20 protein-coding genes are annotated in these 23,477 nt (G+C 68.5%); 6 read left to right on the top strand and 14 right to left on the bottom strand.

Features of this window, described 5'->3' with window-relative positions; genetic code table 11:
• Positions 1–17: 17 nt before the first annotated feature.
• Genes ACFVJ5_RS22730 through ACFVJ5_RS22710 form a run of 5 tightly spaced genes read right to left on the bottom strand, consistent with a single transcriptional unit; the run spans position 18 to position 7,639 of the window.
• On the bottom strand, positions 18–1,178 hold the full coding sequence (locus tag ACFVJ5_RS22730; RefSeq protein ID WP_379222851.1) for an acyl-CoA dehydrogenase family protein: 1,161 nt from the start codon (positions 1,176–1,178) through the stop codon (positions 18–20).
• On the bottom strand, positions 1,175–3,169 hold the full coding sequence (locus ACFVJ5_RS22725) for an acetyl/propionyl/methylcrotonyl-CoA carboxylase subunit alpha (RefSeq protein WP_379222849.1): 1,995 nt from the start codon (positions 3,167–3,169) through the stop codon (positions 1,175–1,177). The genes ACFVJ5_RS22730 and ACFVJ5_RS22725 overlap by 4 nt, the downstream gene beginning before the upstream one ends.
• 11 nt (positions 3,170–3,180) lie before the next feature.
• A complete protein-coding gene (locus ACFVJ5_RS22720) occupies positions 3,181–4,779 on the bottom strand; it encodes a carboxyl transferase domain-containing protein (protein WP_358061506.1) in 1,599 nt (532 codons plus the stop codon).
• Positions 4,776–5,927, bottom strand: a complete 1,152-nt coding sequence (locus ACFVJ5_RS22715) for an acyl-CoA dehydrogenase family protein (RefSeq protein ID WP_379222847.1) — start codon at positions 5,925–5,927, stop codon at positions 4,776–4,778. The genes ACFVJ5_RS22720 and ACFVJ5_RS22715 overlap by 4 nt, the downstream gene beginning before the upstream one ends.
• Positions 5,924–7,639: an acyclic terpene utilization AtuA family protein gene (locus ACFVJ5_RS22710; RefSeq protein ID WP_379222845.1), complete on the bottom strand. Its 1,716-nt coding sequence runs from the start codon at positions 7,637–7,639 to the stop codon at positions 5,924–5,926. The genes ACFVJ5_RS22715 and ACFVJ5_RS22710 overlap by 4 nt, the downstream gene beginning before the upstream one ends.
• Before the next feature lie 85 nt (positions 7,640–7,724).
• Between ACFVJ5_RS22710 and ACFVJ5_RS22705 the strand changes: the two genes are divergently transcribed.
• Together ACFVJ5_RS22705 and ACFVJ5_RS22700 are read left to right on the top strand one after the other, a co-directional pair.
• The gene (locus ACFVJ5_RS22705; protein ID WP_378633702.1) at positions 7,725–7,868 is read left to right on the top strand and encodes a hypothetical protein; all 144 of its coding nucleotides are present in this window, start codon (positions 7,725–7,727) and stop codon (positions 7,866–7,868) included.
• 49 nt (positions 7,869–7,917) lie between these two features.
• A complete protein-coding gene (locus ACFVJ5_RS22700; protein WP_379222843.1) occupies positions 7,918–8,256 on the top strand; it encodes a hypothetical protein in 339 nt (112 codons plus the stop codon).
• On the opposite strand, the gene ACFVJ5_RS22695 is transcribed toward ACFVJ5_RS22700, so the two are convergent.
• The 6 genes from ACFVJ5_RS22695 to thiO form a co-directional block, all read right to left on the bottom strand.
• Entirely contained in the window at positions 8,239–9,093 is an 855-nt protein-coding gene (locus ACFVJ5_RS22695) for an adenylate/guanylate cyclase domain-containing protein (protein ID WP_379223383.1), read from the bottom strand. The genes ACFVJ5_RS22700 and ACFVJ5_RS22695 overlap by 18 nt on opposite strands.
• A 354-nt stretch (positions 9,094–9,447) precedes the next feature.
• Positions 9,448–10,209 (bottom strand): ABC transporter permease, encoded by a 762-nt coding sequence (locus ACFVJ5_RS22690; protein ID WP_378633697.1) that lies wholly within the window; start codon positions 10,207–10,209, stop codon positions 9,448–9,450.
• The gene (locus ACFVJ5_RS22685; RefSeq protein WP_378633694.1) at positions 10,209–11,144 is read right to left on the bottom strand and encodes an ABC transporter ATP-binding protein; all 936 of its coding nucleotides are present in this window, start codon (positions 11,142–11,144) and stop codon (positions 10,209–10,211) included. The genes ACFVJ5_RS22690 and ACFVJ5_RS22685 overlap by 1 nt, the downstream gene beginning before the upstream one ends.
• 85 nt (positions 11,145–11,229) lie before the next feature.
• Positions 11,230–11,988 carry a thiazole synthase gene (locus ACFVJ5_RS22680; RefSeq protein ID WP_358190638.1) on the bottom strand — a complete coding sequence of 253 codons (759 nt, stop codon included), beginning with the start codon at positions 11,986–11,988 and terminating at the stop codon, positions 11,230–11,232.
• Positions 11,981–12,196 carry a sulfur carrier protein ThiS gene (gene thiS / locus ACFVJ5_RS22675; protein ID WP_358104244.1) on the bottom strand — a complete coding sequence of 72 codons (216 nt, stop codon included), beginning with the start codon at positions 12,194–12,196 and terminating at the stop codon, positions 11,981–11,983. Before thiS ends, ACFVJ5_RS22680 begins: the two co-directional genes overlap by 8 nt.
• Complete coding sequence (gene thiO, locus ACFVJ5_RS22670; protein ID WP_379222840.1) at positions 12,193–13,284, bottom strand: glycine oxidase ThiO; 1,092 nt, start codon at positions 13,282–13,284, stop codon at positions 12,193–12,195. Before thiO ends, thiS begins: the two co-directional genes overlap by 4 nt.
• Before the next feature lie 78 nt (positions 13,285–13,362).
• Here thiO and thiE point away from each other — a divergent pair, with 78 nt between their 5' ends.
• Complete coding sequence (thiE, locus tag ACFVJ5_RS22665; RefSeq protein WP_379222838.1) at positions 13,363–14,061, top strand: thiamine phosphate synthase; 699 nt, start codon at positions 13,363–13,365, stop codon at positions 14,059–14,061.
• A 71-nt stretch (positions 14,062–14,132) separates the two neighbouring features.
• On the opposite strand, the gene ACFVJ5_RS22660 is transcribed toward thiE, so the two are convergent.
• Positions 14,133–14,771, bottom strand: a complete 639-nt coding sequence (locus ACFVJ5_RS22660) for an NUDIX domain-containing protein (RefSeq protein WP_379222837.1) — start codon at positions 14,769–14,771, stop codon at positions 14,133–14,135.
• Positions 14,772–14,899: 128 nt separating this feature from the next.
• Between ACFVJ5_RS22660 and ACFVJ5_RS22655 the strand changes: the two genes are divergently transcribed.
• From ACFVJ5_RS22655 to ACFVJ5_RS22645, 3 genes are all read left to right on the top strand, one after another.
• A complete protein-coding gene (locus tag ACFVJ5_RS22655; RefSeq protein WP_379222835.1) occupies positions 14,900–16,381 on the top strand; it encodes a hypothetical protein in 1,482 nt (493 codons plus the stop codon).
• The gene (locus ACFVJ5_RS22650; RefSeq protein ID WP_379222833.1) at positions 16,378–17,334 is read left to right on the top strand and encodes a glutamate ABC transporter substrate-binding protein; all 957 of its coding nucleotides are present in this window, start codon (positions 16,378–16,380) and stop codon (positions 17,332–17,334) included. Before ACFVJ5_RS22655 ends, ACFVJ5_RS22650 begins: the two co-directional genes overlap by 4 nt.
• A 500-nt stretch (positions 17,335–17,834) precedes the next feature.
• A complete protein-coding gene (locus tag ACFVJ5_RS22645) occupies positions 17,835–20,147 on the top strand; it encodes a tetratricopeptide repeat protein (protein ID WP_379223381.1) in 2,313 nt (770 codons plus the stop codon).
• Here ACFVJ5_RS22645 and ACFVJ5_RS22640 read toward each other — a convergent pair.
• Positions 20,124–21,347: an acetate kinase gene (locus tag ACFVJ5_RS22640; RefSeq protein WP_379222832.1), complete on the bottom strand. Its 1,224-nt coding sequence runs from the start codon at positions 21,345–21,347 to the stop codon at positions 20,124–20,126. The genes ACFVJ5_RS22645 and ACFVJ5_RS22640 overlap by 24 nt on opposite strands.
• On the bottom strand, positions 21,344–23,422 hold the full coding sequence (pta, locus tag ACFVJ5_RS22635) for a phosphate acetyltransferase (RefSeq protein ID WP_379222830.1): 2,079 nt from the start codon (positions 23,420–23,422) through the stop codon (positions 21,344–21,346). Before pta ends, ACFVJ5_RS22640 begins: the two co-directional genes overlap by 4 nt.
• Positions 23,423–23,477 lie beyond the last annotated feature (55 nt).

Genomic DNA, 23,477 nt, shown 5'->3' with positions numbered 1-23,477 from the left:
GGCGACCACCGTTGTGCCTAGTACGAGCGCGGCAGGCCGAGCGAATGCTGGGCGACGAAGTTCAGGATCATCTCGCGGCTGACCGGCGCGATGCGCGAGATACGCGCGGCCTGCAGCATGGCCGCCAGCCCGACCTCACGGGTCAGGCCCGAACCGCCGTGGGTCTGAATCGACTGGTCCAATGCTTTGATACTGGCTTCCGCGGCCGCGTACTTGGCCATGTTGGCAGCCTCGGCGGCGCCGAACTCGTCGCCGGTGTCGTAGAGCGTCGCGGCCTTCTGCATCATCAGCTTGGCCAGTTCCAGCTCGATCTTCACCTGGGCCAGCGGATGCGAAATACCCTGGTGCGCACCGATCGCCGTCTTCCAGACCGTGCGTTCCTTGGCATACTCCACAGCCCGGTCGATGGCGTAGCGGCCGAGGCCGACCGCCATGGCCGCGCCCATGATGCGCTCGGGATTCAGTCCGGCGAACAGCTGGGCGATGGCCGCGTCCTCTGAGCCGACGAGGGCGTCGGCGGGCAGGCGCACGTCGTCGAAGAACAGCGTGAACTGGTTGTCCGGCTCGATCACGTCCATCTCCTGGACGTTCTTCACCAGGCCGGGCGCGTCCACCGGCACGATGAACAGCGCGGGCTTGAGCTTGCCGGTCTTGTGGTCCTCGGTACGCGAGACCACCAGGATGGCCTCGGCCTGATCGACACCGGAGATGAAGATCTTGCGGCCGTTGAGGATCCAGTCGCCGCCGTCGCGGCGGGCGGTGGTGGTGATCTGGTGCGAGTTGGAGCCGGCGTCGGGTTCGGTGATCGCGAAGACCATCTTCGACGAGCCGTCGGCCAGCTTGGTCAGCCAGGTCTGCTTCTGCGCCTCGGTGCCGTACTTGGTGATGATGGTGCCGCAGATGGCAGGCGAGACGACCATCAGCAGCAGCCCGGCGCCCTGCGCCGCCAGCTCCTCCTGCACCAGCGCCAGCTCGTACATGCCCGCGCCACCGCCGCCGTACTCCTCCGGCAGGTTCACGCCGAGGAAGCCGAGCTTGCCCGCCTCGTCCCACAGTTCGGTGAGCGGCTCGTTCTTGCGCGAGAGCGGCAGCACGTAGTCGCGGTAGTTGTACTTGCTCGCCAGCGAGGCGACCGCCGCGCGCAGCGCCTTCTGCTCTTCGGTTTCGATGAAGCTCATGCCTGCTCCTGCTCTTCTTCCTCGACGACGGCGAGGACGGTTCCGACCTCGACCTGCTGGCCGACGGTCACGTTGAGTGCACTGAGAATGCCGGTCGCCGGGGCCGCGATGGTGTGTTCCATCTTCATCGCCTCCAGCCACAGGATGGGCTGCCCCTGCTTGACGTGGTCGCCTTCGGCGGCACCGAGGCGGATCACGCTGCCGGGCATCGGCGCGAGCAGCGAACCGGCGGCCACCTGCTCCGAAGGGTCGGTGAAACGGGGCAGCCTGCGCACGGCCACCGGGCCGAGCGGGGAGTCGACCGCGACGTGATCGCCGTAGCGGGCGATCTCGAATTGCCTACGCACCGAACCACGTTCACCCGGCACACCGAGGACTACCCGATCGGGCGCGACCGAGATGAGCTCGAGACCGTCGTGGCCCTCGACCGCGACACCCGTGCGGGTGAAGCGGTAGCGCACCTCGTGGGTGCCGGAGGTGCGGCTTTCGTAAGACTTGGTCTGCGGCAGCGAAGACAGGTTGCGCCAGCCACTCGGGGTGAGTCCGGCCAGGCGCGAGGTGCCGCGATTGGCAGCCGAATCGGCAAGTGCCGCAGCGGCAATAGACAACGCCTCGTCGGCCTCCGATACCAGCGGCGCCGAGAGCACGGCCAGGTCGTGGGTGGCGAAGAAGGCGGTGTCGGTGTCGCCGGCGAGGAACGCCGGGTGCCGCAGCACGCGCACGAGCAGGTCGCGGTTGGTGACCAGGCCGTGGATCTTGGCGCGCTGGAGCGCGGTGGCGAGCAGATGTGCCGCCTCCGCGCGGGTTTCGGCGTAGGAGATCACCTTGGCGAGCATCGGGTCGTAGTGGACGCCGACCACCGAGTCGTCGACGACACCGGTGTCCAGGCGCACGCCGGGCTGGTCGAGAACAGTGAATTCACCAGCGGTGAACGGGATCTCGATCTTGTGCACCGGACCGCTCTGCGGCTGCCAGTCGTGCGCGGGGTCCTCGGCGTAGAGACGAACCTCGATCGAGTGACCACGCTGGGCGGGCTGGGTCACCGGCAGCGGCAGACCCGATGCCACCTGCAACTGCAGGCGGACCAGGTCCAGGCCGGTGGTCTGCTCGGTGACCGGATGTTCCACCTGCAGACGGGTGTTCATCTCCAGGAAGAAGAAGTCACCCTTCTCGTCGGCCAGGAACTCGACGGTGCCCGCGCCTTCGTACCCGATCGCCTCGGCGGCCAGACGCGCCGCCTCGAACAGCCGATCACGCATGCCGTCGATCTTCTCGACCAGCGGCGAGGGCGCTTCTTCGACGACCTTCTGATGACGTCGCTGGATCGAGCACTCACGCTCGCCGACAGCCCACGTCTTGCCGAAAGTGTCCGACATGACCTGGACCTCGATGTGCCGGCCGGTCTCGAGGTAGCGCTCGCAGAACACCGTCGCGTCACCGAAGGCCGACTCGGCCTCGCGCCGGGCACCGGCGATCTGATCCTGCAGTTCGCCCAGCCCGCGCACCACGCGCATACCGCGTCCGCCACCACCGGCGGACGCCTTGATCAACACGGGCAGGTGCGCGTCGGTGACCTCGGCCGGATCGAGCTCGGCGAGGACGGGAACACCGGCGGCGTCCATCATCTTCTTGGACTCGACCTTGGAGCCCATCTGCTCGATGGCCGCGACGGGCGGGCCGATCCAGACCAGACCCGCGTCGAGTACGGACCGCGCGAATTCGGCGTTCTCGGAGAGGAATCCGTAGCCGGGATGGATCGCGTCGGCACCGGCCGACAGCGCGGCCTCGATGATCAGCTCGCCACGCAGATAGGTCTCGGCGGGAGTGTTGCCGGGCAGCCGGATGGCAGCGTCGGCCTCGGCGACATGCGGCGACGCGGCGTCAGCGTCGGAGTAGACCGCGGTGGTACCGATGCCCATCCGACGGCAGGTGGCGAACACGCGGCGCGCGATCTCACCACGATTGGCAACGAGGACATTCGTAATGGCCATGTTGTCGCGCCTCACATTCGGAAGACGCCGAAGCCCTCGGCGCCCTTGATCGGGGCTGTGTGAATGGCCGACAGAGCCATTCCCAGCACGGTGCGGGTATCGCGGGGGTCGATGATGCCGTCGTCGAAAAGCCTGCCCGACAGGAACATCGGCATGGCCTCGGCCTCGATCTGCGCCTCGACCATCGCGGCGAGACCGGCGGCGGCCTCCTCGTCGAACGGCAGGCCCTTGGACTCGGCCGCGCCGCGCTGCACGATGGTGAGCACGCCGCCCAGCTGCGCCCCGCCCATGACGGCGGACTTCGCGCTCGGCCAGGCGAACAGGAAACGCGGATTGAACGCGCGCCCGCACATGCCGTAGTGCCCGGCGCCGTAGGAGGCGCCGACCAGCAGCGAGATGTGCGGCACCGTGGAGTTGGCGACCGCGTTGATCATCATCGCGCCGTGCTTGATGATGCCGCCGTGCTCGTACTCCTTGCCGACCATGTAGCCGGTGGTGTTGTGCAGGAACAACAGTGGCGTGTTCTTCTTGTTCGCCAGCTGGATGAACTGGGTGGCCTTCTGCGATTCCTCGGAGAACAGCACGCCACGCGCGTTGGCGAGGATGCCGATCGGGTAACCGTTGATCTCGGCCCAACCGGTGACCAGGCTCGAACCGTAGAGCGGCTTGAACTCGTCGAAGTCGGACCCGTCGACCACCCGGGCGATGACCTCGCGGGGATCGAACGGGATCTTCAGATCCGAGGGCACGATGCCGAGCAGTTCCTCGGGATCGTAGATCGGCGAGATCACCTCCGCGCGCGGCTCCGGCCCCTGCTTCTTCCAGTTCAGGCGACGAACGATATTGCGGCCGAGGCGGATCGCGTCCTGCTCGTCGGCGGCCATGTAGTCGGCCAGACCCGAGGTGCGGGCGTGCATCTCGGCGCCGCCGAGGGTCTCGTCGTCGGAGTCCTCACCGGTGGCCATCTTCACCAGCGGCGGGCCCGCGAGGAAGACCTTCGCGGCTTCCTTGACCATCACCACGTAGTCGGACATGCCGGGGATATAGGCGCCACCGGCGGTGGAGTTGCCGAAAACCAAGGAGATGGTGGGGATCCCGGCCGCCGAAGCCTGGGTGAGGTCGCGGAACATCGCGCCACCCGGGATGAACACTTCCTTCTGCGTCGGCAGGTCCGCACCACCGGACTCGACCAGCGAGATCACCGGCAGACGATTCTCCCGGACGATGTCGTTGATGCGCAGTGTCTTACGCAGCGTCCACGGGTTCGACGTCCCGCCGCGCACCGTCGGGTCGGGCGCCACGATCATGCACTCGACACCCTCGACGAGACCGATACCGGCGATCGTCGACGCGCCGACGTGGAAGTCGCTGCCCCACGCGGCGAGCGGGCACAGCTCGAGGAACGGCGAGTCCTCGTCGAGCAGCAGTTCGATGCGCTCACGGGCGGTCAGCTTGCCCCGCTTGTGGTGGCGGGCCACCTTCTCGGGGCCGCCACCGGCGATGGCCTTGGCGAACTCCGCCTCGACCTCGGTGAGCTTGGTGGACATCGCCTCGGCGGCCGCGGTGTACTCGGGCGAGGCGGTGTCGATGAGGGAACGGAAGGTCGTCACGACTGGTACCCCAATACTTTCGACGCCAGCATGGTCAGGATCTCGTTGGTGCCGCCGCCGATGCCGATGATGCGCACATCGCGGTAGATGCGTTCGACCTCGGCCTCGCGCATGTAGCCCATCCCGCCGTGCAACTGCACGGCCTGGTTGGCCACCCATTCGGCGGTCTCGACGGCGTTGTTCTTGGCGAAGCACACCTGAGCGATCAGGTTCTCGTCGCCGGCGACGTAGCGCTCGACCAGCGCCCGGGTGTAGGTACGTGAGATATCCACGCGCTGCGCCATATCGGTGAGCGTCATCTGTACTTTCTGGCGGCTGATCAGCGGGCGACCGAAGGTCTCGCGATCGCGGCACCACTGCACGGTGAGATCGAGCGCGCGCTGGGCCAGCGAATACGCCTGCACCGCGAGGCCCACCCGCTCGCTGACGAACGCGGCGGCGATCTGCGCGAAGCCGCTGTTCTCGGCGCCGACCAGGTTCGAGGCGGGCACCCGCACGTCGACGTACGACAGCTCGGCGGTATCCGAGGCCAGCCAACCCATCTTCTCCAGCTTGCGGCTGACGGTGAAGCCCGGCGTGCCCTTCGGCACCAGGATCAGCGAAACACCGGCCGCGCCAGGGCCGCCCGTGCGCACCGCGGTGACGACGAAGTCGGCCCGACAGCCCGAGGTGATGAACGTCTTGGCGCCGTTGATGACGAAGTCCTCACCGTCACGCACGGCGGTGGTGGTGAGGTGGCCGACATCGGAACCGCCGCCGGGTTCGGTGATGGCCAGCGAACCGATCAGGTCACCGGCCAGCGTCGGCTTGGCCCACTGGTCGATCTGGGCCTGGTTGCCCGAGGCGATCATGTGCGGCAACGCGATTCCACAGGTCAGCAATGAGGCCCACAGCCCGCCGGACGCACCGGCGACATGGATCTCCTCGCCCACGATCACCGAGTCGATGGCGTTGCCGCCCTCACCGCCCGCCGATTCCGGGTACTCGATGCCGAGCAGGCCGAGTTCGCCCGCCTTCTTGTGCAGCTCACGCGGCAGTTCGCCGGCCCGCTCCCAGGCATCGAGGTCGGGCAGGATTTCCCGCTCGACGAACCCGCGCACGGTGGCGCGCAGCTCTTTTCGCTCCGGCGTTTCCCAAACTGATGTCATGCGAACAGCTCCGTCGGCATATCGAGGTGGCGGGAGCGCAGCCATTCGCCGAGCCCCTTGGCCTGCGGGTCGAAACGCGCCTGATAGGCGACGCCCTTGCCCAACAGCCCGGAAATGATGAAGTTGACCGCGCGCAGATTGGGCAGCACGTGGCGGGTGACGGTCAGGTCGGCCGTCTCGGGGAGTAGTTCTCGCAGCTTTTCGACGGTGAGGGTGTGCACGAGCCAGCGCCACTGGTCGTCGGTGCGCACCCACACGCCGATATTGGCGTCACCGCCCTTGTCGCCGCTGCGGGCGAGCGCGATCGTGCCGAGCGGGACGCGGCCGGTCTCGGTGGGAGGCAGCGGGGCGGGCAGCTCGGGCTCGGAAACAGGTTCGAGCACAACGGTGTCCGTGGCGGGAGTGATGTCGATCCGGGTGCCGTCGGCCAGTACGGCGACGTGCGGTACCTCGTGCGCGTCGACGAAGCCGGGAGTGAAGACGCCGTAGGGCGAGCCGTTTCCGGGCAGTGCGGTGAAGCTGGCGCCCGGGTAGCTGGCCAGCGCCAATTCCACGGCGACACTGGAGAACCCGCGGCCGACCTTGTTCGGATCGGGATCGCGCACCACGCAGCGCAGTAGCGCGCTGGCCTGCTCTTCGGTCTCGGCGTCGGGGCGGTCGAGACGGGCCAGTGTCCAGGTGAGCTCGGCGGGCTTGTCCGGCAACCACGATTCCAGCTGTCGTTGTGCCAGTTCGGCTTTGGCCTCGATATCGAGTCCGGTGAGGATGAACGACATCTCGTTGCGGAAGCCGCCGAGGGTGTTCAGCGAGACCTTGAGCTGCGGCGGCGGGGCCTCACCGGTGACGCCGCTGATCAGTACCCGGTCCTTGCCCTCCTGGCTCAGCACGATGCTGTCCAGGCGGGTGGTCACGTCGGGTCCGGCGTAGCGCGCGCTCTGGATCTCGTACATGAGCTGGGCTTCGACGGTGTCGACGGTGACCGCGCCGCCGGTGCCGTCGTGCTTGGTGATCACGCAGGATCCGTCGCGACGGATCTCGGCGATCGGGAACCCGGGGCGGCCGATGTCACCGAGTTCGGTGAAGAAGGCGAAGTTGCCGCCGGTGGCCTGGGTGCTGCACTCGATCACGTGGCCCGCGACCACCGCACCGGCGAGCGCGTCGTAATCGTTACGGCCCCAACCGAAGTGGGCCGCCGCGGGACCCACGATCACGGAGGCGTCGGTGACCCGGCCGGTGACGACGATGTCGGCGCCGGAGTTCAGGCACTCGACGATCCCCCACGCGCCGAGATAGGCGTTCGCGGTGAGCGGCTGACCGAGGTCGAGCTCGGCGGCGCGCGCCACCAGGTCATCGCCTTCGACGTGCGCGATCTTGGCATCGAGCCCGAGCTCGGCGGCGACCTTGCGCAACTGCTCGGCCAGTCCGGCCGGATTCAGCCCGCCGGCATTGGTGACGATCTGGACGTTCTTCTCGAGCGCGAGCCCGAGGCAGTCCTTGATCTGCTTGACGAAGGTCTTGGCGTAGCCGAGGCTCGGATCCTTCATCCGGTCGCGGCCCAGGATCAGCATGGTGAGTTCGGCGAGGTAGTCGCCGGTCAGCACGTCGAGCTGACCGCCTTCCAGCATCTCGCGCATAGCGCTGAGCCGGTCACCGTAGAACCCGGAACAATTCCCGATCCGGATCAGGTCCGGGTCAGCGGAGAGAGCACTCATGGCACCCAGGATCGCAGCGGTTCAGAAAAAAAGCAAGCACGCGTGCTTGTTAATTCCGTGCAATCGACCAGGCAAGATGGAGGACATGCTGTCCGTCCTCCTCTTCGCCCTCGCCGGATTCCTGCTCGGCGGCGCGTACACGACCTGGAAGAACAACCGCCCGGTGGCGATCGGTTTGATCGTCGCCGCTGTCCTCGCCGGCCTCGGCGCCGCGCTCTGGCTGGAATAGCAAGGCTTTCGCAAGATCAGGGCAAGGCGGGGGCTGTTGGCTTGCCGACATGTTCACTTGGTATGTCGGCCTGCTCGCAGTCAGCGGCCTCGCGATGATCGTCATGGCCAACATCGACAACGGCCGCAGCCAGCTCTCACGTGGGCTCAACGCGGTGTTCGGCGTCGCGTTCCTCGGCTACGCCGGGTACCTGTGGTTCGTGTTCGACGGCGGCGAGTATCTGATCTTCTTCCACGCGTTCATCCTGCCGGTGCTGCTCACGATCGACTTCGTCCGTTCCACGAACTGGCAGGCGCTCACCGACAAGCCGACACCCACCCAGCAGGCCTTCCGCGAGTACTGGAAGGAACAGGATCGGCTGGAAAAGCGCTCAGCCCGCCGTGTGTAGTTTGAAGATCCTGACGTCCTCGGGGACGCCGTTCAGGGGCGCGGCCCAGAAATTCCGCTTGTAGGGCTTGGCGATCACGCCCAGCTCATCGAGGGTTTCCGGACGCAGCGCGGCCAGGGTGGTGCTCGACAGCATCGTGTTGCCGTTGCCGCCCGCCTCCATCATCCTGGCGGCGATATTGACGTCGACGCCGAGCCAGTCGCCGCCGATCTCCCGGGGCGAGCCGGTGTGCAGGCCGACCCGCATGCGCGGGGTGTAGCCGTTGATCTCGACCCCCGCGAGATTGCGGCGGGCCGCCAGCGCGGCGCGCACGGCACGATCGGGCGAGGAGAACACCGCCATCAGTCCGTCACCCATCCGCTTGACCACCTGACCGCCACGTTCGACGATCGGCGGCTCGATGGCCCTGGCGACCTTGCGCAGCAGTTCCAGCGTGCCCTCGTCGCCCACCGACAGCGACCAGCTCGAGAACCCGACCAGGTCGGTGAACACGATGGTCACCTCCTCGGTGCCGCGCCCACGGCCGATCCGCTCCAACCCCGCCTGCCACACCTGCAGGGCACCGAAACCGATTTCCCTGGCCGCGGTCGGGGCGCCCCCGGCGATCTTGTCCGCCGCCCGAGCCACCGCGCGCGCTCCACCGGGACCTGTCACCGACAGCGGGTCACCGAACGCGGGGTCGCCGGGCAGCTGCTGACGCGCCCTGCGCAGGGCGCCGATCACGTCGGCTCTGCGGTTGGCGGCCTGTAGTTTCGACGAGATCTGGACCCGCTTACGGCCTGCGCGCGCATCGGTGTCGGACTCGGCGGATTCACTCACGATCGGCTCCAGCGGGATGGACACGTCCGCGGCGTCGCGCCGCCGCGGATTCACCCCGCCAGAAGGCGTTTCACTCACGCTCAAAGGTTAGCCGATCCGCCTCCCCGATCCGCCTCCCGAGACTTATCGCTCCCACGTACCCGGTGAGTACATGGGTAACTCACCGGGTACAGGCCACCGCGACCACCTACAAACCGTCTGCCGCGTCACCACCGCCCAACGCGCCTGAGTCTGGCCAGAAGTCGCGGGGAGGCGGACAGGTGCCCCCGGCGTCCGGGCAGCGGACGCCGGGGGCTCATGCAGGGGCGACCTCCCGACAAGGTCGCGGCCCTCGCGGCCCGGGCGATTGCGAGGGCGGCCCGGGCTGGCTTATCAGGCGTCGCGGCGGTTGACCAGCACGAGCGCGCCGGCGAACACGATCGCCACGAACACGGCGAAGTAGATCAGGCTGCCCCACACACCCCAGTGCCAGTCGCCTGCGTACTCCTCGACGCTCAGGAAACGGTTCGCGTTCTGGAAGGGCAGGAACGGCTTGACGGTGCGGCCGAAGCTGCCGAACGCGCCGAGCAGATTCTCCAGCAGCAGCGACCACAGCACGATCAGCGAGATCGCCGCGGCGGACTGGCGCACCAGCACACCGACACCGATGGCGAGCATGACGCACAGGAACGCGTAGATCGGAACGCTGTAGATGGCCCGCCAGTTGCCGTCGAGCACGAGACCGGGAGCGTCGTCACCGGTGATCAGTTTGGCCACGATGAACGCGATGAGCGCGAGCACGCCGGTCAGCACGGCCGAGTAGAAACCGACCAGCGCGGTCTTCGACAGCACGACCTTGGATCGGTTCGGGACCGCGAGGAAGCTGGAGCGGATGACGCCGAAGCGATATTCGCTGGTCACCGTCAACGCGGCCATGATCATCAGGACCATGACGCCGAAGCCGGCGACACCCGACACCGCCACGCTCGGGGTGAGCAACGGCGGGCCCTCGCCGGAATCCCCGGTGGAGTCGGCGTTGGTGACCAAGGCGATCAGCACGGCGAGGCCGATGCCGAGCACCACCACGACCGCCGAGCACCACCAGGGCGAGCGGGTGGAGGTGAGTTTGATTCGTTCCGCTGCGAGCACGCCCATCAGAGCGCACCTCCCATCGCCTGTTGATCGAAGCTTTCACCGTGGTACTCCACGGCGCCGCCGGTCATCCGCATGAACGCTTCCTCGAGCGAGGCCTGCTGCGGCGCCAGCTCGTAGAGCGTGACGTTGTTCGTACCCGCCACCTTGCCGACCTCGTCGGAGGTGACGCCCGCGACGATCAGCGCGGCGTCGCCGTCTTCCTTCACGGTCATGCCGTGCGAGGTGAGCAGGCTGCGCAACTGATCCAGCTGCGGGCTGCGCACGCGCACCGACTGCTCGGAGGCGCGGTCGATGAACTCCTGGGTGGTGCCGTCGAACATCAGCTGACCACGACCGATGACGATGAGCTGCTCGGCGGTCTGCGACATCTCCGAGAGCAGGTGGCTCGACACGAGCACCGTGCGCCCCTCGGCGGCCAGGCGCTGCATGAACCGGCGGATCCACAGGATGCCCTCCGGGTCGAGGCCGTTGACCGGCTCGTCGAACAGCAGCACCTTCGGGTCGCCGAGCAGCGCGCCCGCCAGGCCCAGGCGCTGGGACATACCGAGCGAGAATCCGCCCGCGTTCTTGTTCGCCACCTCGGACAGGCCGACCAGGCGCAGGACCTCTTCGACCCGCGACTTCGGGATGTCGTTGGAGGCGGCCAGCCACTCCAGGTGGGCGCGCGCCGAACGGTTCGGATGCACCCACTTGGCATCCAGCAGCGCGCCGACCTGCGTGAGCGGGCGTTCCAGCTGCTGGTACTGCTTGCCGTCGATGAGCGCACTGCCCGCCGTCGGCTTGTCCAATCCGAGGATCATCCGCATGGTCGTCGATTTACCGGCACCGTTGGGTCCGAGGAACCCGGTCACCAGTCCTGGTCGGACGGTGAACGTGAGGTCCTGCACCGCGACGGTCTGGCCGAATTGCTTCGTCAGGCCCTTCAGCTCGATCATGCGCCCCAGCTTGCCTCACAATCGCCGCGCTGCGCGTCGCCGAGAAGTAGCGAGTCGGGTCATCCTCGAGGATGACCTGCGACCCTTAGACGGCTGGGGAAGAAGCCTGAGCCCAGAAACGCTTGGGGATCCGGCCCGCCTGCCTGGCCAGATAGCCCGCACGCACCGCGGCCGACATGGCCGACGCCATGAGTTCGGGCTCTTTCGCCCTGGTCACGGCGGTAGCGAGCAGAACTGCCGAGCAGCCGAGTTCCATGGCGAGAGCGGCGTCGCTGGCGGTGCCGATGCCCGCGTCGAGGATCACCGGGACCCCGGCGGCGGCGACGATCATCTCGATGTTGTGGGGGTTGCCGATGCCCAAGCCGGTGCCGATCGGGGAGCCGAGGGGCATCACGGCGGCACAGCCCGCTTCTTCGAGGCGGCGGGCGAGGATGGGGTCGTCGGTGGTGTACGGCAGGACCACGAAACCGTCGTCGACGAGCTTTTCGGCGGCATCGAGGAGTTCGAACGGATCCGGCAGCAGGGTGCGATCGTCGGCGACCACCTCGAGCTTGACCCAGTTGGTGTCGAGGGCCTCGCGGGCCAGCTGAGCGGTGAGTACGGCTTCGGCGGCCGTGCGACAGCCCGCGGTGTTGGGCAGCAGGGTGATGTCGAGACGCTTGAGCAGATCGAGCACGCCGGTGCCGCCCGCGGCGTCGACCCGGCGCATGGCGACGGTGGTGAGTTCGGTGCCCGAGGCGATCAGTGCCTGTTCGAGGACGGCCAGGTTTTCGGCGCCCCCGGTACCCATGATCAGGCGGGAGCCGAACTCCTTGTCGGCGATCCGCAACGGCGACTCAGCCACCCTGCACCGCCGTGAGCACCTCGATGGTCCAGCCGCGGCCGACCGGCTCGTCCCAGCGCGACTTCGAGAAGACCGCGCCGTCGACCGCCAATGCCACACCTTGGCAGGGCAATTCGAGCTTTGCCAGCAGTTCGCGGACGCTGAGCGGCTCGGGGAACTCGTGGTCGACACCGTTGACGGTGACGCCGATCGGGATGGTCGAGGTCATCGAACTCCTCCTTGCGACAGAGATGGCATCTGCGATGCCGGAAAACGTTGGGGTGCTGCGGCTTCGACGACCGCGGGGGTCTCGCCGCCGAGCAGTGCGGGCACGACCGCCGCGGTGAGCGCGAGGGTGAGCATGCCGTTGCGGCCGTGACCGGTGGCGGCGATGACACGGTCGTCGAGGTGGCCGAGCAACGGCAGGTTGTCGGGGGTTCCCGGCCGCGAGCCCGCGTTCGCTTCGGCCAGTTCGTATTCGGCGATGCCGGGCAGGATGGTTTCGGCGTCGGCGATCAGGTCACGGACACCGCCGACGGTGACGGTGGTGTCGAAGCCCGCCTCGTATTGTGTTGCACCGACCACGATTCCGTCTTCCCGGGGAACCAGGTAGACCTGCCGGCCGTGGACTCGGGCGCGGATCACCCTGGTCGGTGGCGGGCTGACGCCGGGCCTGCGGCGCAACCGGAGGATTTCGCCCTTCACCGGGCGCACCGGTAGGCCGGGCCAGAGCTCGGCGGAGCGGGCGCCCGCCGCGAGCACTATCCGGTCGTGCGGTAGATCATCCAGCGCGGCAACCGCTTCGGCACGGATCTCGGCACCGGCTTCGGCACAGGCGGATCGGAGCGCACGCAGTACACGTCGATTGTCGATGGCGGGTTCGGTTTTCGCGTGCAGGCCGGCGCGGACGGTGCGCGCGAGCGCGGGTTCCAGTGCGCGGACTCCCGCACGATCGAGCACCCGCAGATCGTGACCGAAACCGGCCAGCCAGTCCGAGACAGTGCGCAGGTCCGTGACATCGGCACTGTCGAGAGCGACGGTGAGCGTCTCCTCGGCCACGAACATCGATTCGCCCGAGACCGCACGGAGCCGTTCAGCGAACGCGGGCCACTGCGCCAGGGCCGCCGCGCCGAAGGCGAGCACCCGGTCCTCCCCCGGCCAGCCTTCCGACAGCGGAGCGAGCATTCCACCGGCCACGAAGGAGGCGCCGCGCGCGGGTTCGGGGTCGTAGACAGTGACCGTCCAGCCTGCCTCGGCGGCCCGCCACGCGACGGCAAGTCCGACGGCGCCGCCGCCAACGACCGCCAGAGTTCGCATCACGTTCCACCTGTCTTTTTCGCCTACCGACCGCCACGGCGTTCGCACTCCAACGGTAGCGCGACTACCGTCGTGAACGTGCAGCCCTCCCTGTCGAACCGTTCCGTCCCGCCACGGGAGCGCCTGTCGAGTGCACTGCTGTATCTGTGCACCGATGCGCGGCGGGAAAAAGGCGATCTGGCCCGATTCGTCGATGCGGCGCTGGCGGGCGGAGTCGACATCGTGCAGCTCAGGGACAAGGGCTCGCCGGGCGAGGCCGAATTCGGGCCGCTCGAGGCGAAGGCCGAGCTCGGGGCGCTCGCCGAGATCAAGGCCGCGACCCGTCGCCACGGCGCTTTGCTCGCGGTGAACGATCGCGCTGATATCGCGCTGGCCGCGGGCGCCGATGTGCTGCACCTCGGCCAGGGTGACCTGCCGCCGTCCTACGCGCGCCGCGTCGTCGGCCCCGAGGTGGTGATCGGGCGCTCCACCCACAACCGCAACCAGGCGAGCCTGGCCGCGATCGACGGCCACCTCGACTACTTCTGCACCGGCCCGATCTGGACCACCCCGACCAAACCGGGCCGCCAGGCCGCGGGCGTCGACTTCGTCCGCTCGACCGCGGAGTCCCATCCCACGCTCCCCTGGTTCGCCATCGGCGGCGTCGACGCGCAGCGACTCCCGGAGGTGCTGGCCGCAGGCGCCCGCCGCGTGGTCGTCGTCCGGGCGATCACCGAAGCCTCCGATCCGGAAGCCGCGGCTCGCGAACTGAAGCAAGCGCTACTCGCCACCGACTGAGCGCCGCGACGGCACCGACCATGGCACGGCGGTCGGGTCCGATGTGCGCACAGTCCGGCGAGGTGCCGGATTCAGGCGAGGACGTCCGCCCTGGTGAGGACCGGGCCTTCGGTGGGCTCGCCATCGACGACGACTTCGACGCCGGGGCCCTCGACCCGCGCGTGCAACCAGAAGAAACCCTGGTCGGGCAGTTCGACTGTGCGGGGTAGCGCTTGCGCGAGTTCGGCGTCGGCGTCCAGGCGCACGCGCAACGGCACCGCGCGCAGTTCGATCCAGGCGGCGGCGAAGCCGGGGTGCAACGGCAGGTCGGCGACCTCGTCCTCGGGGACCCAGGCCAGCTCGGCGCTCTCCTTGTTGGCGACCGTGGGCAGCGGCTTGTCGGCGTCGGCGATGACGGTGATGTAGGTCCAGCCGCTCGGGGCGGTCATGGTCAGGCGCTCGGCCCTGACCCTGAGGTCGGCGGCGGTGATGCCCGCTTCCTCCTCGGCCTCCCTGACCGCCGCGTGCTCGGGTGACTCGTGCGAGTCACGCGCCCCACCGGGCAGCGCCCAGGTCCCGCCCTGATGACTCCACGGCGCCCGGTGCTGCAGCAGCACCGCGGACCCGCCACCGGGCAACGGCGCGCGCAGCAGTAGTCCCGCCGCACCGAATTTGCCCCAGTGCTTGACCCCATCGGGGCTCTTGAACCAGCCGTCTCCGTCGCCGCGCATCCCATACTCTTTCCTCCGAGCAGCCGAACAGCAACCGCTGCGGGGGTGTGTGAGGGGCTGCGCTACCCGTAGGCCCACAATAAACTCCGCACAGGTAGGTGTGCACGAACAGCGCCGGGAGGTGAACGATGGTCGAACCGGGGAATCGCAATGCCTCGACGGAGGTGGCGGCCGTCCGTGTTCGCCCGTCATCGCAGGCCGAGACGGGTGCGAAGCACCCCGAGACGGTCGGCGCGGCACCGGTGACACCGCGCTGGGCGCCGCTGCGCCGACCGGCCGCGCCGGTCGACCGGCCGCCCGCGCCCGACGTCAGAGCGTTGCGCGCGCAGTTCCAACCCGCCCGGTTGCGCCGCTTCGCGCACTCCTCGCCGGGGCGGCTCGTTGCCGCCGGACTGGTCCTGATGGTGCTGTGCGTCACCGCGGGCGCGGTGACTTCGACGACCGTGAGCGAGCGTCAGCAAGCTCTCGGCGTCATGCTCGACGACACCGAACCCGACGCGCATTCGGCCAACCACCTCTACACCTCGCTGTCGATCGCCGACGCCGCCGCCGGCACCGCGTTCATCGCGGGCGGACTCGAACCCCAAGCGGTGCGCGACCGCTATACGCAGGCCATCGGTGAGGCCGCCGCCGAACTGGTGACACAGGCCGGGCACGTCTCCGACGAAGAAGCGGCCGATCCGTCGGGCGCCGACCGCCGCCTACGCACCGGCATCGCGACCGGGCTGCCCGTCTACAGCGGGCTGATCGAGACCGCGCGGGTGAACAATCGCAACGGCTATCCCGTCGGCGCGGCCTATCTGAGCGAGGCATCGCATCAGATGCAGACCGGGCTGCTGCCGATGGCCGAGGAGCTGGAGGATCACCGCTTCGACGCGGTCACCGCCGCGCAGTACCGGCACGTGCAGCCGCCGTGGACGGCGATCGCGCTGCTGGTGGTGGCGCTCGGCGCGCTGATCTGGGTGCAGGTCGAGCTGGCGCGGCGCTCGCGCCGGTTCTTCAATATGGGCCTGCTGGTCGGCACCGGCGCGCTGGCGCTGACCCTGATCTGGACGGTGGCGGCCGGTTCGCTCTCCGCGGTGGCGATGATCCGCTGCCGGGACGAGGGCGCGGTGCCGTCGGCGCGATTGGCCGAGAGCCGAATCCTGGTGCAGCAAGCCAGATCAGCGGAAATGGTGAAGCTGGTCCGCCGCGACGCGACCGGCGACTACGACCGCACCTTCGATACGAACGCCACCCGGCTCATCGAGCTGCTCGCCGGTTACCCCGAGGACGCGCCCGCCCGCGACGAGGTGGCGCACGCGCGCGCCGCGCTCACCCGCTGGCAGTCGGCCCATCAGCGGATGAACGACACGCTGGAGCGGGGCGATTTCGTGGGCGCGGCCACCGTCGCGACCGGTCCGAGCGCCGCCGATTCGGCCGCCCAGGTCGACGCACTCGACCGGGCGCTGGACAAGGCAGGCGCGGTGACGCGAGACACCTTGCGCGCCAAGGTCTCGCAAGCGATCGAGGTGCTGTCCTTCCTCGCCCCCGGCGCGTTCGTGCTCGGAATCGTGGCGGCGGCATGCGTCGCGCTCGGTTTGTGGCCGCGGCTGCGGGAGTACCGGTGAGGCGCGGCCGTGTTCTCGCGGCGCTGATGCTGGCCGGACTGCTCGCAGGCTGTTCCGAGGGCACCCCGACGCCCGCCGAGCGGGGTGTCTATTCCGAACCGCCGTTGCCCGCCAAGGCCATTCCGATCGGCACCGACACCCCGGTGCCGCCCACCGGCGGCGAACAGTGCGGCGATCCGACCGCGAGTCTGCGACCGAGCACCGCCACCGGCCCGACGATCGATGCCATTCGCGCGCGCGGCAGGCTCGTTGTCGGCCTCGACACGGGCAGCAATCTGTTCAGCTTCCGCGATCCCCTCACCGGTCGCATCGTCGGGTTCGACGCCGACATCGCCCGCGAGATCGCCCGTGACCTGCTCGGCAATCCTGATCTGATCGAATACCGCAGTCTCGCTTCGGAAGAGCGCGAGCGGGCACTGCAGGATCACACGGTCGACCTGATCGCGAAGACGATGACGATCACCTGCGAGCGACGTCAGCGGGTGGCGTTCTCGACGGTGTACCTGCGGGCCGATCAGCGGGTGCTCGCGGTGAAGGGTTCCGGCATCGACGGTCTGGCCGATCTGGCGGGCAAGCGGGTGTGCGTCGTGCGGGGCACCACCTCGCTCGATCACATCCGCCGCGACCAACCGGCCGCCACGATCCTGACGGTGCCGACCTGGGCCGACTGCCTGGTGGTGCTGCAACAACGCCAGGTCGACGCCGTGAGCACCGACGACTCGATCCTGGCGGGCCTGGCCGCGCAGGACCCCTACACCGAAGTGGTGGGCGGGAGTATCAGCGCCGAGCCGTACGGCATCGGGATCCCCAAGGGCGACGACGACCTGGTGCGTTTCGTCAACTCCACGCTGGACCGTATCCGCAACGACGGCACCTGGACCCGCATCCACCGCCGCTGGCTCGCGACGCTCGGCGAGACACCGAGCCCGCCCGCACCGAAGTACCAGGACTGACGGCCATGAGCACGAACCCGACCGATGATGAAACAGGGCAATCGACACCCCCTGCCACTGCGCCGGATGACCAGGAACGGCGCGAGCCGACCCAGCTGACCCAGCGCCACCGTCCGGGCACGCTGCCCGGCGGCTGGACGCTGCCCGGCGACGACGAGACGCGGCCACTGCCCAAACTCACCGCCGAGGCGGCCGCGGAGTTCGCCAGGAAGCAAGCGAGCAGCCGCGACCAGACCCCGTCGACCGACGCCACCCGGCGCGCCGAGGAGTCCGGCGCCGTCCAGCGATCGGGCGATGTCCCCCCGGCCGACTCGGGTACCTCGCCGCCTGCGCAGGACAGCCTCGCTACGCAGCGGGCGAGCCGACCCGCGCCGACGGCACACGAATCCGCCGGGTACATCCCGACCGAAGCGACGCAACGCGCTCCCGAGGCCACGCCGAACGCGGCGGCCGAGCCCGCACAGCGCACCCGCGAGACCGCGCCCTACGCGGCAACCGAAATGGCACATCGCCCTGCCGAAACCGCACCCTACGCGGCGACCGAAGCGGCACAGCGGGTTCCGGCGAGCGAACCCCATGCGGCGACCGAGGCAGCCCAGCGCGCCGAGCAGCCCGGCGCACGAGCGACGTCCGAATCCTGGCCGTCCGCGCCACAGACCGGCGTGAGTACCGCGCGGTCGGGGCGCAGTGTGCGGACCGCGCGGTCGCGGCCGACGCGACGGCTCGGCGCCGGGCTGGTGCCGATTCCGACAGTCACCCCGGCCGACCCGCGTGATGCCGTGCTGGCCGATCCGATGGTCTCGGAAGGCCGGCGGTTCTGTTGGCGCTGCGGCAATCCGGTCGGGCGGTCGACGCCCGCGCGCGCCGCCTCGACCAGCGGCGAATGCGAAACCTGCGGAGCCGCTTACGATTTCCGGCCGTCGCTGCACGAGGGCGATATGGTCGCCGGGCAGTACGAGATCCAGGGGTGCATCGCGCACGGCGGTCTCGGCTGGATCTATCTGGCCATCGACCGCAATGTGAGCGATCGATGGGTGGTACTCAAGGGCCTGCTGCACGCGGGTGACGCCGAAGCGCAGGCCGTGGCGGTGGCCGAGCGCCAGTTCCTGGCCGAGGTGGCGCACCCGAGCATCGTCAAGATCCACAACTTCGTCGAGCACACCGCGGGTGACGGGTCCATCGGCTACATCGTGATGGAGTACGTGGGCGGACATTCGCTGCGCGACATTCTCGACGCCCGGCCCCGCGGCGAGCAGATGCCGCTGGCCGAGGCCATCGCGTACGTGCTGGAGATCCTGCCCGCGCTGGAGCATCTGCATTCGATCGGCCTCACCTACAACGACCTCAAGCCCGACAACGTGATGGTCACCGAGGACCAGGTGAAACTGATCGACCTCGGTGCGGTCGCCACCATCGACGCCTACGGAAACCTCTATGGCACCAAGGGTTTCCAAGCGCCGGAGATCGCCCGTACCGGCCCGACGCCCGCCTCCGACGTCTACACCGTCGGGCGGACGATCGCCGCGCTCACGCTGGCGCTGCCCAGCGAACACGGCCGCTACCTCGACGGCATCCCCGATCCCGCCGACGAACCACTGCTGGCCCGCTACGAGTTCTTCCACCGATTCCTGCTCACCGCCACCGATCTCGATCCGGCACAGCGCTTTCCGTCGGCGCGGGCGATGTCGGCGCAGCTGGCCGGTGTGTTGCGCGAGATCCTCGCCTACGACACCGGCACGGAACATCCACAGCTGTCCACAGTGTTCAGTCCACAGCGCACCAGCTTCGGAACCGAGGAACTGATCAGCCAGACCGACGCCTATCTCGACGGTGTCGGTCGCTCGCCGCTGCTCGATTCCGGCGATGTGGTGGCCGCACTGCCGATTCCGCTGATCGACCCCGCCGATCCGTCGGCGCCGCTGCTGGCCGCCACCGCCAACCCCGAGCCCGAGCGGGTACTCGAGGCGCTGCACGACTCCCGCGAGCGGGCCGAAGCCGATCCCGACAACGCACCCGACACCCTGGCGGGCGAATTGCTCTTCGCCGAGGCGCGAGCGCGGCTGGAACTGGGTGAGTCGGCGGCGGTGTTGCACCTGCTCGATCGGGTGCCCAACGAATCCGATTGGCGCACCGACTGGTTCACCGGTCAGGCATATCTGCTCGAACTCGACTACGAGGCCGCCTTCGCGTCGTTCGAGGCGGTACTGCGGGTGCTGCCGGGCGAGATCGCGCCGAAGCTGGCGTTGGCCGCCACGGCGGAACTCATTCTGCAACATTGGGATTCCGACGCGCCCGAGCAGTGGCGAAGCTTCGCCGAACGCTATTACGACACCGTCTGGCGCACCGACCGGGCGGTGGTGAGCGCGGCCTTCGGCCTGGCCAGGCAGCTGGCCGTGGCCGGGCGAGTAGGCGAGGCGGTCCACGCCCTCGACGACGTGCCCGCCGCGTCCCGTCACTTCACCACTGCCCAGACCACGGCGATCCTGTTGCTGCTCACCAGCTCTCCCGTCGCCGAACTCGACGAACAGATCCTGCGGCTGGCCGCCTCGCGCGCCCAGTCCATCCCAGCAGGCGAGCACCGTGTCACCCTCATGCGCACGCTGGTCCAGGGCACCGCGTTGGCTTGGCTACAGGCCGGGAACACGCCGAAACGCAAGGACGCCAAGCTGTTCGGCCGCGCCTTCACCGAACGCGAACTGCGCGACGGCACCGAATCCGGTCTGCGCTCCCTGGCCCGCAACGCCCCGGGCCGGGCGCACCGCTACGCCCTCGTCGATCTGGCGAACTCGCTACGCCCCAAATCCTGGTTCTGAGCTCAGCCCGCCGACCAGCTCGTGGGCCGCGCGGGCGATGGCCAGTTCTTCGTTGGTGGGTACCACCAGCACCGTCACCGGGGCGAACTCCGGCGAAATGCGGCGGATGCCAGGGACTCTCGTCGCATTGCGGGTCGGGTCGATGTCGATACCGAGCGCCTGGAGACCCGCCAGCGCGTCGGCGCGCACCGCCGGGCTGTTCTCCCCCACACCGGCGGTGAAGATGATGTTGTCGACAGTGCCGAGTTGCACCAGGTAGGCGCCGAGGTAGCGGCGCAGGCGGTGGATGTAGACGTCGTAGGCGAGCTTCGCCTGGGTGTCACCGCCGTCGATGAGCTGCTGCAATTCGCGGAAGTCGTTGACCCCGCTCATGCCTTTGAGGCCGGAACTGCGGTTGAGCAGTTGCTCCACCTGACTCACATCCAGATCGGCCGCCCGCATGAGATACGGCGTCACACCGGGATCCAGATCGCCCGGCCTGGTCCCCATCACCAGACCTTCGAGGGGGGTCATCCCCATGGTGGTGTCGATCGCGACGCCCCCTCGGATCGACGAGGCGGACGCCCCGTTGCCCAGGTGGAAAACGATCTGGTTCAGCTCTTCGGTCGGTTTCCCCAGGTACTCCGCGGCCTTCTCCGACACGTACTGGTGCGAGGTACCGTGGAAGCCGTACTTGCGGATGCCGTGGGCCGCAGCCAGTTTCGCGTCGATCGCGTAGGTCTTGGCAGCGTCGGGCATGGTGTGGAAGAAGGCCGTGTCGAAGACCGCGACCTCGGGAATGCCGGGCAGCAGTTCCCGCGTCGACTCGATGCCGACCACATTGGCGGGATTGTGCAGCGGCGCGAGCACCGACAGTTCATCGATCGCGTGCAGCACATCGTCGGTGATCAGGGTCGGTTCCCAGAACACCTCGCCGCCGTGCACCACCCGGTGCCCGACCGCGCCGATGCCGATCGTGGTCAGGTCGAGGCCGGTCTCGCGGAACATCTCGAACGCCCGCAGCAGACCGGCTCTGTGGTTGGGTATCGCCCCGTCGTACTCGAGTTTGGCGGGCCCCGCCTCGTGCACGATCCTGCCGCCGTGCGACTCACCGATCTTCTCGACCAGACCGGATGCCAGCACCTGCGCCGAGACAGCGTGCAGCAGTTGATATTTGATCGACGAGGAGCCGCTGTTCAGCACCAGAACAAGGTCACTCACTTGCCATCCCCCTGAGCCTGGATGGCGGTGATCGCCACCGTGTTGACGATGTCGGCGACCAGCGCGCCGCGCGAAAGATCGTTCACCGGCTTGCGCAGACCCTGCAACACCGGCCCGATCGCGACCGCGCCCGCGCTGCGCTGCACCGCCTTGTAGGTGTTGTTGCCGGTATTGAGGTCGGGGAAGACGAAAACCGTGGCTTTGCCCGCTACTTCGGAATCGGGCAGCTTGGCGCTGGCGACGGCGGGCTCGATCGCCGCGTCGTACTGGATCGGGCCTTCCACCGGCAGTTCCGGCGCACGCTCACGCACGAGTTCAGTGGCCGCGCGGACCTTGTCGACGTCGGCGCCGGTGCCGGACGCACCGGTCGAGTACGACAGCATCGCCACCCGGGGGTCGATCCCGAACCGGGCCGCTGTGCCCGCCGAGGACACCGCGATATCGGCCAGCTGTTCCGAGGTCGGATCGGGGACCACCGCGCAATCGCCATAGGCGAGAACACGATCGGCCAGGCACATCAGGAACACGCTCGACACCGTGGAGACGCCGGGCACCGTCTTGATGATCTCGAACGAGGGGCGGATCGTGTGCGCGGTGGTGTGCGCGGCGCCGGAGACCATGCCGTCGGCGATCCCCTTGTAGACCATCATGGTGCCGAAATACGAGATGTCGGACATGGTTTCGCGCGCCCGCTCGAGCGTCATGCCCTTGTGCTTGCGCAATTCGGTGTACTCGGCGGCGAATTCGTCGAGGTAGCCCGAGGTGCGTGGCGCCATCACCTGGGCGTCGGCGATATCCACGCCCAGCTCGGCGGCGCGGGCCCGCACCGAGGTCTCGTCACCGAGGATGGTGAGGTCGGCGATCTTGCGCTGCAGCACCCGGCCGGCCGCACGAATGATGCGGTCGTCATCGCCCTCGGGCAGCACGATGCGTTTGCGGTCGGCGCGGGCGCGTTCGATCAGCCGGTATTCGAACATCTGCGGCGTCACGACAGTCGAGGACGGAACCTGGATGCGCCGCAACAGTTCCGGTGCGTCGACCCGCTGCTCCATCAGCGCGAGCGCGGTGTCGACCTTGCGCGGGCTGCCCGCCCACATCCGGCCGCGGGTGCCGTGCACGGCACTGGCGGTGTCGTAGGTACCCAGCTCGGTGGCCAGGATCGGCAGCTTCGGGTGCAGGCCCGCCATCAGCCGCGCGATGGCCGGATGCGGGCGAAGGCCGCCGTTCATGATCACGCCCGCCAGCGACGGGAAGCCCTCTGCCTCATGGGCGTTCACCAGACTGAGCAGCACGTCGGAACGGTCGCCCGGGGCGATCACCACCACACCGTCGGAGAGCCGCTCCAGGATGTGTTCGGCGGTCATGCCGCCGACCATGATGCGTAACGCCTCACGTTGCAGCAATTCCGGGTCGCCACTGTAGATTTCGCCGTCGATCGCCTCGCACAGCTCGCCCATGGTCGGCGCCATCAGCAGCGGCACCTCGGGCAGCGTCCAGGACGGCACCTCGAAACCCGCCAGGGCGGTGGCGACGTCGTCGAGCTCGTCGGGAGCGCAGCGATTGGCGACGATCGCGACCAGGTGAGCGTGCTCAGTGGCGAGCTCGGCGGTACACAGTTCGACCAATTGCTTGACCTCGCCGGACGTACGTTCCGCGCCGCGAACGACCAGCAGGACCGGCGCACCCAGGTTCACCGCGATACGGGCGTTGAAGCGCAGCTCGCTCGGGCTGGCGACGTCGGTGTAGTCGCTGCCGACGATCACCACCGCGTCACAAGCCTTGGCGACGTCGTGGAAACGCATCACGATGTCGCTGATCGCGGCGGTGGGGTCGCGGTGGACGTCCTCGTAGGTGACGCCGATGGCCTGCTCGTAGCTGATATCGGCGGTGCTGTGCTCGAGCAGCAGTTCGAGGATGTAGTCGGGTTCGTCGGTAGAGCGGGTGATCGGACGGAACACGCCGACGCGTGCGGTGGTCGCGCACAGCATGCCGAGGACACCCAGTGCCACCGTAGATTTTCCGGTGTCACCCTCGGGCGAGGCGATGTACACGGTGGACGGCGCTTGTTCGACCATGCTCGCGAGCTTAGTGAATCGGCGGCGATTCAGGGGTTCGGCGGGGTCCGATCGG

Origin of the sequence: Nocardia sp. NPDC127606 (assembly GCF_042671725.1) — a bacterium.
GTDB lineage: Bacteria > Actinomycetota > Actinomycetes > Mycobacteriales > Mycobacteriaceae > Nocardia.
The sequence above is the reverse complement of the archived record's forward strand: the minus strand, read 5'-3'. Positions and strand labels throughout refer to the sequence as shown.